General features: G+C 56.2%; 13 protein-coding genes. 11 read left to right on the top strand and 2 right to left on the bottom strand.

Going from position 1 to position 13,292, the window contains the following annotated elements:
• The first annotated feature begins 36 nt into the window (after positions 1-36).
• On the top strand, positions 37-1,296 hold the full coding sequence (locus tag AC2FLX_RS03685; RefSeq protein WP_480749891.1) for an MFS transporter: 1,260 nt from the start codon (positions 37-39) through the stop codon (positions 1,294-1,296).
• A 3-nt stretch (positions 1,297-1,299) separates the two neighbouring features.
• Here AC2FLX_RS03685 and AC2FLX_RS03680 read toward each other — a convergent pair whose 3' ends face one another.
• Positions 1,300-1,911, bottom strand: coding sequence for a TetR family transcriptional regulator C-terminal domain-containing protein (locus AC2FLX_RS03680; RefSeq protein ID WP_480749892.1), 612 nt, complete (start codon positions 1,909-1,911; stop codon positions 1,300-1,302).
• 171 nt (positions 1,912-2,082) lie between these two features.
• Between AC2FLX_RS03680 and AC2FLX_RS03675 the strand changes: the two genes are divergently transcribed.
• From AC2FLX_RS03675 to AC2FLX_RS03630, 10 genes are all read left to right on the top strand, one after another.
• Positions 2,083-3,333, top strand: a complete 1,251-nt coding sequence (locus tag AC2FLX_RS03675; RefSeq protein ID WP_480749893.1) for a Zn-dependent hydrolase — start codon at positions 2,083-2,085, stop codon at positions 3,331-3,333.
• A gap of 92 nt (positions 3,334-3,425) precedes the next feature.
• Positions 3,426-4,880: a dihydropyrimidinase gene (gene hydA, locus AC2FLX_RS03670; protein WP_496810862.1), complete on the top strand. Its 1,455-nt coding sequence runs from the start codon at positions 3,426-3,428 to the stop codon at positions 4,878-4,880.
• Positions 4,881-4,885: 5 nt separating this feature from the next.
• Positions 4,886-6,286, top strand: a complete 1,401-nt coding sequence (locus AC2FLX_RS03665; RefSeq protein WP_496810861.1) for a pyridoxal phosphate-dependent decarboxylase family protein — start codon at positions 4,886-4,888, stop codon at positions 6,284-6,286.
• On the top strand, positions 6,283-7,065 hold the full coding sequence (locus AC2FLX_RS03660; RefSeq protein WP_480749896.1) for an ABC transporter ATP-binding protein: 783 nt from the start codon (positions 6,283-6,285) through the stop codon (positions 7,063-7,065). The genes AC2FLX_RS03665 and AC2FLX_RS03660 overlap by 4 nt, the downstream gene beginning before the upstream one ends.
• A 27-nt stretch (positions 7,066-7,092) precedes the next feature.
• On the top strand, positions 7,093-8,025 hold the full coding sequence (locus tag AC2FLX_RS03655) for an ABC transporter permease (protein WP_496810860.1): 933 nt from the start codon (positions 7,093-7,095) through the stop codon (positions 8,023-8,025).
• The gene (locus AC2FLX_RS03650) at positions 8,022-8,870 is read left to right on the top strand and encodes an ABC transporter permease (RefSeq protein ID WP_496810859.1); all 849 of its coding nucleotides are present in this window, start codon (positions 8,022-8,024) and stop codon (positions 8,868-8,870) included. The genes AC2FLX_RS03655 and AC2FLX_RS03650 overlap by 4 nt, the downstream gene beginning before the upstream one ends.
• A 59-nt stretch (positions 8,871-8,929) precedes the next feature.
• On the top strand, positions 8,930-9,919 hold the full coding sequence (locus AC2FLX_RS03645) for an ABC transporter substrate-binding protein (protein WP_496810858.1): 990 nt from the start codon (positions 8,930-8,932) through the stop codon (positions 9,917-9,919).
• A 169-nt stretch (positions 9,920-10,088) separates the two neighbouring features.
• Entirely contained in the window at positions 10,089-10,802 is a 714-nt protein-coding gene (locus tag AC2FLX_RS03640) for an ABC transporter permease (protein ID WP_496810857.1), read from the top strand.
• A complete protein-coding gene (locus AC2FLX_RS03635; protein ID WP_496810856.1) occupies positions 10,795-11,529 on the top strand; it encodes an ATP-binding cassette domain-containing protein in 735 nt (244 codons plus the stop codon). Before AC2FLX_RS03640 ends, AC2FLX_RS03635 begins: the two co-directional genes overlap by 8 nt.
• A gap of 19 nt (positions 11,530-11,548) precedes the next feature.
• Positions 11,549-12,364, top strand: coding sequence for an ABC transporter substrate-binding protein (locus AC2FLX_RS03630; RefSeq protein WP_480749902.1), 816 nt, complete (start codon positions 11,549-11,551; stop codon positions 12,362-12,364).
• A 48-nt stretch (positions 12,365-12,412) separates the two neighbouring features.
• On the opposite strand, the gene AC2FLX_RS03625 is transcribed toward AC2FLX_RS03630, so the two are convergent.
• Positions 12,413-13,285 carry a substrate-binding domain-containing protein gene (locus AC2FLX_RS03625; protein WP_496810855.1) on the bottom strand — a complete coding sequence of 291 codons (873 nt, stop codon included), beginning with the start codon at positions 13,283-13,285 and terminating at the stop codon, positions 12,413-12,415.
• Positions 13,286-13,292 lie beyond the last annotated feature (7 nt).

The raw sequence follows: 13,292 nt of genomic DNA, 5'->3' as shown, positions 1-13,292 counted from the left end.
ATTGCTGCCCCGCTTTGGCATTGAAAAGGCTCACTAATGATCAAGCAACTGTTTCCGGTAAGTGCATTGCTGCTGGGTTCGGCATTGCTGTTGTTCGCCGGCGGCATGAACGGTTTGATTCTTCCCATACGGGGTACAGCTGAGGGATTCAGTGCTGCTTCTTTAGGTCTTCTTGGAACCGGTTGGGCTGTGGGATACGTTGCTGGATGCTTGATGACGCCTCCGCTGGTCGGCAATGTCGGTCACATCAGGTCGTTCGGCGTCATGGCAGCTTTTGCGGCCATCGCAGTTCTTGCATCGTTGATTTTCCTGTCACCGTACGCCTGGATACCGCTTCGTGCCATATCGGGTTTTTGTTTCGCCGGAGCCGCGATGATCGTTGAGAGCTGGCTCAGCGAACGGGCCGACCCGTCCTCGCGAGGTAGGATTTTTGGTCTCTATACGATGGTTAACCTCGGAGCTTCGACCGCGGGGCAACTGGTTCTGACGTTGGGCGACACGCGCGGGTTTCTGTTCTTTGTTCTGCCAGCGATTTTCTACTGCCTTGCCCTCGTTCCGACCGCGATTTCCACTGGCGCGGTGCCAAAGCCACTGGTCAGTGTAAGACTTGATCTCAGGGCGTTGTGGCGCAACTCGCCAGTAGCCGTGGTCGGCGTGTTTTTCGTGGGCATATCCAACAGCGCATTCGGAACTTTGGCGGCAGTTTATGCCGACCGGATTGGTCTTGCCGTCGCATCGATGGCGCTGTTTGCGAGCTTGCCATATATGGCGGGCGCTGTTTCCCAGATCCCGATTGGTTGGCTGTCAGACCGAATGGATCGCCGCATCGTTTTGGTAACGGTTGCCGCTGTTGCAATCGTATCCGACCTCTTCTTCATTCTTATCCGACCCGAAACGGTTGAAGTCAACTTGGCTCTCTCTGCACTGTTTGGAGCGGCGATCTATGCGATGTATCCGATCATCATCGCTCATGCCAATGATCACGCGCCCGAAGGGACGGCCATTCAAGTAAGCGGTGGTCTTTTGATGATCTATGGTGTTGGCTCAATCGCGGGGCCGGCCGTTGCGGGTTATGGAATGTCATATTTGGGCGGTCAGGGCCTGTTCATAACTTCGGCTTTGTCCCACGCGCTGCTGATCCTGTTCACGACAGCTCGCATTCTTACACGCCCCGCCGTCGAAGCGGACGGCAAGGCTGCGTTTGTACCCTCGCCGACAGCTCGGGCGATGACGCCAGAAACAACACTTCTTGCGGTCGGTGAAGGCGAAGATCAGGAATTGCCGACTGAAGGTTAGATGTCATTTAGGTGTTAAAAGGCGACGGTAAAGCGTGTCCACGAATTCTGAAGCGCCGTCGAACGGGTCTTCACCCCCCAAAACAGCCCGAATCTGGATGTCAAAATCCGCATAGTGCTGGGTCAGAGACCAAATCGAAAAGATCAGATGGTATGGATTGATCTGAGCCACGTGGCCTTTGTCTATCCAGTGCTGGATCAAGACCGCAGTTTTATCCACCAATGCTTTCAGGTCGGTGGATAGAACTTCATGAATATGCGGCGCGCCACGGATGATCTCATTTGCGAACAGGCGGCTTTCACGCGGATAGTCGCGGCTCATCTCCAGTTTTCGCTGGATATACGACAACAGTTCGTCCAGAGGGTTGCCTTTGGGATCTATGGCACGCAAAGGATCGAGCCAGGTATCCAGCAGTCGTTCGAGCAACGCCGAGTAGATCGCATCCTTGCTCCGGTAGTAATATAGCAGATTTGGTTTGCTCAGCCCTGATTCCACAGCGATCTGATCCACGGTTGCTCCACGGAATCCATGAGCCGAGAATACCTCCAGCGCTGCTTCGAGAATCGCAGCGCGGTTCTTTTTCTGGATGCGGGTTGGCGCGCGGTCGTCTGGCATCGCTTTTGTGTTGTCCCGTCTTTCTTACCGAAGCACGCCAAAATCGTGTATTTTTTTGGCGATACGTTGCTATTCCTTGACTGACGTCTGCCCCGTGATAGCGTGAGTTTGACCAGATGGTCAAATCAAGACATCAAAAGCGTGCCAAATAGCAAGACACAGGGGGAAAACATGGCAGCTCCGGCGCAGAATCTCAGGATCAATGGCGACAGGTTGTGGGACAGCCTGATGGAGATGGCTAAGATCGGTCCCGGTGTTGCGGGGGGGAATAACCGGCAAACTCTGACCGACGACGATGCCGAAGGTCGCGCCTTGTTCCAGAAATGGTGTGAAGAGGCCGGATGCACCATGGGTCTTGACCAGATGGGCAACATATTTGCGCATCGTGAAGGCACCGATCCGGACGCTTTGCCGGTCTATGTGGGATCGCATCTGGATACGCAGCCGACCGGTGGAAAATATGACGGTGTGCTGGGCGTTTTGGGGGGGCTGGAAATTATCCGCACGCTCAATGATCTCGGGATCAAGACAAGACATCCCATCGTGGCGACCAACTGGACCAACGAGGAAGGGACGCGGTATGCGCCTGCGATGCTGTCGTCTGGTGTCTTTGCTGGAATGCACACGCAGGACTGGGCTTATGACCGTGAAGATGCCGAGGGCAAGAAATTCGGGGATGAACTGAACCGGATCGGTTGGCGGGGTGAGGAAGAGGTCGGCGCGCGCAAGATGCATGCTTTCTTTGAGTTGCACATCGAACAGGGTCCAATCCTTGAAGCCGAGGGCAAGGATATTGGCGTTGTCACTCACGGGCAGGGCCTGAGTTGGACGCAAATAACGATCACCGGAAAGGATGCCCATACCGGCTCGACCCCGATGCCGATGCGCAAGAATGCGGGGCTCGGTATGGCGCGGGTGTTGGAAAAGGTTGATGAGATCGCTTGGTCCCACGCGCCACACGCCGTGGGTGCGGCGGGGCACATCGATGTCTATCCAAATTCGCGTAACGTGATACCGGGCAAGGTTGTGTTTACGGTCGATTTCCGTTCGCCCGATCTGGTGGTGATCGAGGACATGGAGCGGCGATTGCGCATCGAAAGCCAGAAGATCGCCGACGAAATGGGGCTAAAGATCGCCTTCGAGAAGGTGGGCGGCTTCGACCCGGTGGAGTTCGACGAGGGTTGCGTCGCGGCGGTGCGCAACGCGGCGGAGCGGTTGGGCTATTCGCACCGCAACATCATCTCGGGCGCCGGCCATGACGCCTGCTGGATCAACCGGGTGGCGCCGACGGCGATGGTGATGTGCCCCTGCGTGGACGGGTTGAGCCACAACGAGGCCGAGGAGATCAGCAAGGATTGGGCGGCGGCCGGGGCGGATGTGCTGTTCCACGCGGTCGTGGAGACGGCGGAGATCGTGGAATAGGGGGCGTTACCCCCGTCGCCCATTGGGCGACTCCCCCGGGATATTTTTAGCCAGATGAAGCAAGCGGCGCAGACCGCATCAGGGAGTTCAAAATGAGTACTGTTATTAAAAACGGAACTGTTGTCACCGCGGATTTGTCATACAAGGCGGATGTATTGGTCGAAGGTGGCGTGATCACCGGGATCGGGATGGGTCTGAAAGGGGATAACGAGCTGGACGCAACTGGCTGTTATGTGATGCCCGGCGGGATCGACCCGCATACTCATCTGGAAATGCCGTTCATGGGCACCTACAGCTCGGATGATTTTGAATCCGGGACCCGTGCCGGGCTTGCGGGTGGCACCACGATGGTGGTTGATTTTGCGTTGCCCAATCCGGGCGAGAGCCTGTTGGACGCGCTGAAGCGATGGGACAACAAATCGACCCGTGCCAATTGCGACTATTCCTTTCACATGGCGGTGACCTGGTGGGGCGAACAGGTTTTCAACGACATGAAGACTGTAATTGAACAACGCGGCATCAACACCTTCAAGCATTTCATGGCGTATAAAGGCGCGTTGATGGTGAATGATGACGAGATGTACGCTTCGTTCCAGCGTCTGGCCGAACTGGGGGGGATCGCGCTGGTGCATGCCGAGAACGGTGACGTGGTGGCCGAACTGCAGGCCAAACTGATGGCCGAAGGTAATACCGGACCCGAAGCGCATGCTTATTCTCGCCCGCCGCAAGTGGAAGGCGAAGCCACCAACCGCGCCATCATGATCGCCGACATGGCGGGCGTGCCACTTTATGTGGTTCATACATCTTGCGAGGAAAGTCACGAGGCAATCCGAAGGGCACGGATGCAGGGCAAGCGCGTTTGGGGTGAACCGCTGATCCAGCACCTTACTTTGGACGAAGGCGAATACACGCACCCCGATTGGGATCATGCCGCCCGGCGTGTCATGTCGCCACCGTTCCGCGACAAGAAACACCAAGACAGCCTTTGGGCCGGATTGCAGTCGGGATCGCTCTCGGTGGTGGCCACTGATCATTGTGCCTTTACGACCGAGCAGAAACGTTATGGCGTTGGTGATTTCACTAAAATCCCGAACGGCACGGGTGGTCTTGAGGATCGGATGCCGATGCTCTGGACTCATGGGGTTAACACAGGGCGTCTGACACCGAACGAGTTCGTGGCCGTGACATCGACCAATATCGCCAAGATCCTGAATTGCTATCCCAAGAAAGGTGCTGTTCTGGTCGGAGCGGATGCGGATTTGGTAGTATGGGATCCGGCGAAAACAAAAACGATTCAGGCCACTACGCAACAATCTTCGATCGACTACAACGTATTCGAAGGTCACTCGGTGAAAGGCTTACCGCGTTTTACCCTGACACGCGGGCAGGTCGCCGTGCATGACGGCGAAATCCGCACGCAGGAAGGCCATGGCAAGTTTGTCGCCCGCGAGGCCAATACGACGGTGAACAAGGCCCTGAGCACCTGGAAGGAGCTGACCGCACCGCGTCCCATAGAGCGAACAGGTATTCCGGCAACGGGGGTTTGAACCGAGTGTCAGGGCTCAGCACCGATCACGAACTGGCAATGCGGTTGGCCGCCGAAAAGGCGGTTTCCTACCGCCTGGGCGTGCCGGACCGCCAGGTACCTCCAGCGCTGGGTCTAGATGAGGCGGTCGCCAGGTTTCGGACGCCGCTGACCGAGGAAGGTCTGTCCGCCGAAGCGGTCGTTGCGCATATGGCCCGAGATGCGGATGCGGGGATAAACCAGATGTGCTCACCCAATTTTTACGGCTTTGTTCTGGGTGGCTCTCACCCTGTTGGCGTAGCGGCGGACATGTTGGTATCCGCTTGGGGACAGAATGTCGCTTCTTCTGTCGAGACACCGTCGATCACCGGGATGGAGCGTGCCGTATGTGATTGGGTGGTCGATCTGTTAAACCTTCCGCCTGAAAGTGGAGTGGGTATAGCCACCGGGGCGACGCTCGCAAACACCACAGGCATTATGGCTGCACGGCATGCGTTGCTGGCGCAAGAAGGGTGGGACGTCGAGGCGGACGGGTTGTTCGGAGCACCCGAGATTTCTGTGTTGATTGGTGAAGACGCGCATTCGGCGCCATTCGCAGCGCTCAGATACGCTGGATTTGGTGCGTCCCGCGTTCTGAGGGTGGCTACAGATGGTCAAGGACGGATTAGACTGGAGGCATTTCAAAAGGCATTGAGTCGAGCGACTGGGCCTGTTCTGGTTGTTCTCCAGGCGGGACAGATCAACACCGGGGCATTCGATCCTTTTGCCGAAGTCATCCCGATGGCCCGTGGGCGAAATGCTTGGATTCATGTGGACGGAGCTTTTGGCCTGTGGCTTGCAGCCGTGCCAGGGCTAGCGTCGCGCCTTGCGGGGGTGGAGTTGGCGGACAGCTGGGCGGTTGATCTGCACAAATGGTTGAATGCGCCTTTTGATGCGGGTGTTGCCATAGTTCGCGACCGTGCGCCACTGGTGGCATCGATGTCTGCGCGGGGGGCGTATTTGCCAGCAACCAACGCACATTGGGAACCTACCGATTCTGTTTTCGAGCTTTCTCGCAGAGCACGTGGTGTGCCCAGCTACGCCATTTTGCGCCATCTTGGTCGGAGCGGTGTTCGGGAAATGGTTTCCCGACACTGTGCGCTCGCCAACCGGATCGCCGAAAAGATCGTTGCCGAACCTGGGCTGATGGTGATGAACGACGTGGTGTCAAACCAGGTGGCCATTCGCTGTGGCGACAGCGACGCTGAAACGCGCGAGGTGTTGCGGATCGTGCAGTCAGCGGGGCGGGTATATCCGACCCATGGGCAGTGGCAGGGGCGCGAAATCATTAGGGTTTCAGTGATCGGCTATTCGACACAGGAAGAACACACGGACCAATTGGTGTCCGAACTTATCAATGCTTGGAAGATCGTGCGGGGGAAGAATTGAAGGAAGAAGTCATCAAGGCCGAGAATCTGGATTTGACCTTTCAGACCAATGACGGGCCGGTCCACGCGCTCAAGGATGTGAGTCTCACTATTAACAAGGGCGATTTTGTCAGCTTCATCGGGCCTTCCGGGTGCGGGAAGACCACTTTTCTGCGATGTGTTGCGGCATTGGAAACACCCACGGGCGGCAGCCTCAGCGTCAATGACTTGACACCGGACGAAGCGCGGCGCAACCGGGCCTATGGCTACGTTTTCCAGGCAGCAGGCCTTTATCCTTGGCGCACCATCGCAAAGAACATAAAACTCCCGCTCGAGATCATGGGATATTCTCGTGATGAGCAGGAAGAACGGGCTGACCGGGTTCTGGAACTGGTTGATCTGAAAGGGTTCGGTGGTAAATATCCTTGGCAGCTTTCTGGCGGGATGCAGCAGCGCGCTTCGATTGCGCGGGCTCTGGCCTTTGATGCGGATATTCTGTTGATGGACGAACCATTTGGTGCGCTGGACGAAATTGTCCGTGATCACCTGAACGAACAGTTGCTCAAACTTTGGCGCCAGACTGGAAAGACGATTGGCTTTGTTACTCACTCGATTCCGGAGGCAGTATATCTGAGTTCCCGGATTGTGGTGATGAGCCCGCGTCCGGGGCGGATTACCGATGTGATAGAAAGTCCGCTGTCCAAAGAGCGTCCGCTGGATATTCGCGATACTCCGGAGTTTCTTGAGGTTGCACACCGCGTGCGTGAAGGCTTGAGGGCAGGGCACGCCTATGATGATTGATGCCTTGGATATTGCGGGGTGTATTGCATGAGAAATTTCTTGCCTATCCTGACTGTGCTGGCTGTGCTTGCCGGGCTTTGGTATCTCGCCGTGGCGCCGATGAACATCCGCGTCGCGCTGGATCAGGCCGAGCGAGGCGGAGAGCAGGTTGTGCCCGAAACGTCCTTGGCTCGGCAGAGCGTCTCCGTATGGTGGTTGATGACGCAAAACCGGCATTTGGTCGCCGTAGGCTACGATCTGGAACGTCCGCGTCTGCCAACACCGGCCCAGGTGGGCAGCGAATTGTGGAAAACGACGGGTGAGATGGCCTTGCGAGGCCGAGCGATGTCCAAACGTTCACTGATCTACCACGCGGGGATCACGCTGCAATCGACGCTTTGGGGTTTCTTGCTGGGAACAACGCTGGGAATTCTGGGCGCGGTGGCTATCGTCTATTCCCGCGTCGTGGATATGAGCTTGATGCCTTGGGCGATCATCAGTCAGACAGTTCCTATCGTGGCGCTGGCACCGATGATCATCGTGCTTAGTTCGCAACTTGGAATTGAAGGGCGAGGAGTTCCCAAGGCGATTATTTCGGCCTACCTGTGTTATTTTCCGGTTCTTGTAGGGATGGTAAAAGGGCTGCGTGCGCCGGCCCATTCACAGCTGGATCTGTTGAAAACCTATAATGCCGGTGGGTTAGACGCATTTATTAAACTTCGCCTTCCCAGTTCTGTTCCGTATCTGTTTACTTCTCTCAAGATTGGTGTCGCGGCTTCTCTTGTGGGAACTATTGTAGGGGAACTGCCGACTGGTGCAATCTCGGGGTTGGGGGCGCGCATTCTGATCGGGGATCAATTCGGAACGCCACTGGCGATCTGGGCGGCGCTGCTCGCTGCAGCAATTTTGGCAGGTATCCTCGTGACGCTTTTGGATGTGTTGCAGCGGGCAGCGCTCAAGCGGATGGGGATGGAAGCATGAACTGGCTAATGTTCGCCCTGTTGTTCTGGCTCGGTGCTTGGGCGCTGAATTCTTGGCTCGCCCGTTCTCAATTGCGCGATACCCGCTCGGCGCGAATATTCGTTCCAGTCCTGTTTGGGATGACGCTTCTAATTCTGTGGGAAGGTATTGTGAGGGGGCTGCAGGTTTCTCCAGTCATTCTGCCAGCGCCGTCAGCTGTCGCACAGACCTTTGCTGCCTCTACGGCCACATTGTGGGAAGATTTCCAGCAAACTGTGTTCAAGGGGGCGATGACCGGATTTCTCATCGGCGGAGCAGCGGCATTGGCAACCGCGATTCTCATCGACAGATCGTCGTTCTTGACGCGGGGTCTGTTGCCCATCGGCAATTTCGTTGCCGCCTTGCCAATTGTGGGGATTGCCCCAATACTGGTCAGTTGGTTTGGATTCGATTGGCAATCGAAGGCTGCGGTCGTGGTGGTGATGGTGTTTTTTCCAATATTGGTCAACACAGTGCAGGGATTGCGGGAATCCGATGCGATGCAGCGGGACTTGATGCGCACCTATGCGGCCGGATATTGGCAAACCCTGCTAAAGCTTCGCTTGCCAGCCGCAATGCCATTCGTGTTCAACGGATTGAAAATCGCCACCACTCTGGCCCTGATCGGGGCAATAGTAGCAGAGTACTTCGGTTCGCCGACCCGGGGCATGGGATTTCGCATATCAACGGGTGTCGGAAGCCTGTCCATCGACCTCGTTTGGGCCGAGATCGCGGTTGCGGCACTAGCGGGCACGGCTTTTTACAGTATCGTGGTGTTGATTGAGCGGACGGTTACCTTTTGGCATCCTTCGCAGCGCAGAAGATGAACTACAGGAACAGCAGATCCTCTGAAAGAGGACATTGAAATCAACAAGGAGAGTAAGACATGAGAAAAACGATCACAGGGTTGGCCCTATCCCTGGGCTTTGCTGCCTCAGGCGCTTTGGCGGCCGATGAAGTTACGTTGCAGTTGAAATGGGTTACCCAGGCCCAGTTCGCGGGCTATTATGTGGCCAAGGACAAGGGGTTTTACGATGAAGAAGGTCTGGAAGTCACCATATTACCTGGTGGTCCGGACATCGCTCCGACGCAAGTGATCGCTGGGGGCGGTGCAGATGTTACGGTCGAATGGATGCCCGCAGCGCTGGCTGCACGTGAAAAAGGCCTGCCACTTGTCAATATCGCGCAGCCGTTCAAAAGCTCCGGTATGATGTTGACCTGTTGGAAGGATGCGGGCATAGCCTCGCCTGATGACCTCAAGAACCGCACGTTAGGTGTCTGGTTCTTTGGCAACGAGTTCCCGTTCATGAGCTGGATGAGTCAGTTGGGCATCGATACAAGCGGCAAGGGTGACAGTGGCGTCGAAGTACTCAAACAAGGTTTCAACGTGGATCCGCTCTTGCAGCGTCAGGCGGATTGCATCAGCACGATGACCTACAATGAGTACTGGCAAGTGATTGATGCTGGTGTCAGCCCCGAGGAACTGGTGACGTTCAAATACGAAGATCAGGGCGTTGCGACGCTTGAAGACGGGCTTTATGTCCTTGAGGAAAATTTGGGCGACTCGGCATTTGTCGACAAGATGACTCGTTTCGTGCGTGCCTCGATGAAAGGCTGGAAATACGCCGAAGAGAATCCTGACGAGGCCGCATTGATCGTGCTCGACAATGACGAAACCGGGGCGCAAACCGAAAAGCACCAGAAGCGTATGATGGGTGAAATCGCCAAGCTGACCGCCGGGTCCAACGGCGCGCTAGATCCTGCCGACTATGAACGCACGGTGAGTACTCTGCTCGCTGGTGGTTCTGACCCGGTGATCACTGCGGCGCCGGATGGCGCCTGGACGCATCAGATCACTGATGGCGCCTTGAATTAAGTCGACCACCTTCCTGCTCGAATTGTATACAAGCAACCGACGCGGCCCCTAGAGGGGCCGCGTTTTTTTGGTATCTTGTCGGTTTTGGTGCTGGAGATTTACCGTCGCCGCGTTAAGTTGTTTTGTAAATCTCGGTGATTTAGGCATTATCTTGGTGTGACGGAAAATAGTGCATAATTTTGCGGCAGAACTGCAGGTGGCCATAACCCTGATATTTCAGGGCAATGCCGAGCTATGGGCGATTGTTCTGTTGTCATTACGTGTCTCAATAATGGCTGTGCTGATTTCCGCGCTCATCGGCATGCCTTTGGGGGCGGCTTTGGCCGTTGGTCGTTTTCCCGGACGACGTGCTGTGATCGTTCTGATTAATGCCTTAATGGGCCTACCACCAGTTGTTGTCGGGCTACTGGTTTATCTGATGTTGTCGCGTTCGGGACCGTTTGGTGTACTACAATTGCTTTATACACCAACGGCGATGATCATCGCGCAAGTGGTGCTTGTGACACCCATTGTCGCCGCCTTGACCCGTCAGGTTGTGGAAACGCTGGCCGAGGAATATGCCGAACAACTGCTTTCCCTAGGGGTCTCGCGCCTTGCCTCGGTCCCGGTCCTCCTGTGGGACGCTCGCTTGGCGCTGGCGACGGCGTTGTTGGCCGGTTTCGGGCGCGCAATTGCCGAAGTTGGTGCCGTCATAATCGTAGGCGGCAACATCAACCACGTCACTCGGGTAATGACCACCACAATCGCTCTGGAGACATCAAAGGGCAATCTTTCGCTTGCCTTGGCCTTGGGCACGATCTTGATCGCTACCGCCGTTGCCGTGAACGCATTTGTCAGTGCTCTGACGCTTAGATCGGAACGGGAGGGATTGCGCCATGCGTGATCTCAGCGTGGAAGCGATAAGAGGGTTCGAGGCGCGAGGCCTGCGCATCAGACGCAACGACCGTATTTTGCTGGACGTGCCTCATCTTCTGCTTGAAGGTCCGGGCCCGACGCTCATTCTTGGCCCGAATGGTGCAGGCAAAAGCCTGTTGCTACGATGCTTGCACGGATTGATTTTTCCAGACGCTGGAAAGGTCATACAGGACGGAACTATACTCAATAGCGAACAAAAGTCGCGGCAAGCGATGGTGTTTCAGAAACCTGTATTGTTGCGCCGTTCGGTTGCCGCCAATCTGGACTTTGTTTTGAAGCGCCAAAGATTGCCGCGCAATGTGCGACGTCAAAGAATTGCAGAGTTGCTGACCGAAGGCGGTTTGCTAGCCAAGGCTCGGCAATCGGCTCGTTCATTGTCGGGTGGTGAGGCTCAGCGCCTTGCAATTCTGCGGGCGCTCGCGACGGTCCCGGATATCCTTTTGCTTGATGAGCCCACGAGCGCTCTGGACCCAGCTGCAACCCAAGCGATCGAACGAATGATTTTGGACGCTTCGGCACACGGTGTGCGAATCGTAATGGTGACGCATGATATTGGTCAGGCGCGCCGACTGGCGGCAGATATCGTGATGATGCAAGGCGGTCGTGTTGTCGAACATGGTGTCGCCAAACAGATACTTGATACCCCGAAAACCGATGCGGCACGCTGCTATCTCGCCGGGGGCTTGGTGACGTAGTTCAATTATGGAGAAACACATGTTTGGAGCATGGTTCCGGGCAAGTGCGTTTGCACTTGCTTTGGCTGCCGGATCGGCACAGGCCGAGGACGCCTTCATTGTCTTGCAATCGACGACGTCGACGCAGAACTCAGGACTGCTGGACTTTATCTTGCCGGGATTTGAAGCTGAAACCGGTATCGAAGTTCGCGTGGTTGCGGTCGGCACCGGGCAGGCAATCAAGAACGCGACCAATGGCGACGGTGATGTCTTGCTGGTGCATGCCAGGCAGGCCGAGGAGAAATTCGTTTCTGACGGTTGGGGGGTTGAACGTTTTGACGTGATGTACAACGATTTTGTGCTTGTCGGTCCGAAAAAAGACCCGGCCCGGATTAAAGGTGGCAATGATATCGTCGCCGCTTTGAGAGCCATTGCCTGGGCTAAAGCCCCTTTCGCTTCGCGAGGGGATGACAGCGGAACGCACAAGGCCGAATTGCGACATTGGGCGAACGCAGGAATAGACGTTGGTGCGGCCTCGGGGGATTGGTATCGCGAAACAGGGTCCGGCATGGGCGCAACACTAAACATAGCAGCCGGAATGGATGCCTATTCTTTGACCGACCGCGCCACATGGATCGCATTTGGTAATAAGGGGAACCTTGAGATACTGATCGAAGGCGATCCCCGACTGTTCAACCAGTATGGAGTTATTCTGGTCAATCCAAATAAGCATCCGGGAGTCAAAGCTGCAGCCGGGAAACGGTTTATTGACTGGTTGCTTAGCGACGATGGTCAATCGGCTATCGCGTCTTACATGCTTGACGGACAGCAACTGTTCTTTCCGAACGCGAAATGAGCCGAGGCGAACCGCCGTGTCGGAATAGGTAGGGTGCCGTGCGGCTTCCTAACCGGACTGCCCGTTGTGGTGAACTGTTCCAAGACCGCAAAGGTCATACCCGCCCAATTCCACCGCTCGTGCTGAGAACCTGTCCGAGCGCAAAAACCCCATAAGGTTTTGCATTGGTGGGTCGAAAAAGGCCCGCCGCCAAATCGCCAGATCAAAGCGTTCCTCGTGGGTCGGAACGAAATCCAGCCCATAAAGACCCGCAAGAGCACCCAGACCAAACCCGGCCTCGGCCTTGCCGTCGTGCAACGCAATGGCCAATTCTTCTTCGGTGCGGGCACAGTGCTGGGGCAGGGCAAGATCATTCGTGTTCAGGCCGTGTTGTTCCAGTTGCGACAGGAACAGGCGCTGGCTGGCAGCGTTGTGTTGGCGCTGCACCACCCGACGACCCCTCAGGTCTTCAAAACCGGTAATGCCAACGCTGCCGCGTGCCAACAGTAATCCGCGTTGGCGACGGGAGATTTCAATCAGAACTACAGGTGCCTCGCCCATACTGTGATGAAGGGTATGTAGGTTGAAACCGTCGGCTTCGTGAATATGCAACGCTGCGGCCTGTGCGCCTCGACGTCTGAGACGTTCCAACCCATCGAAAGACCCATCGTAATACGTTGCAAGTCCTGACCCGCTTTCCCTCAGCGCCCAGTCCAGCAATGGATCATGACTACCGGCCACGATCTGAGGCAATGAAGGTTCCGCAACCTGCGGACCTGAGTGTGACGCGTTGAGCCAAGCCAAAATCTCGGTGCGGGGAAACAGCAGTTTTCCCATAGCACGCACATGTGGAATTTCACCTGATGAGGCCATGTCATAGGCTTTGCGCTCGCCGATCCGCAGCAATTCGGCCAACTCGCGGGTGGTCAGAAACTCGGGCATTCAGTCG

Source organism: Ruegeria sp. YKSF57, from assembly GCF_059612585.1.
This window is presented reverse-complemented; position numbering and strand designations above follow the sequence as displayed.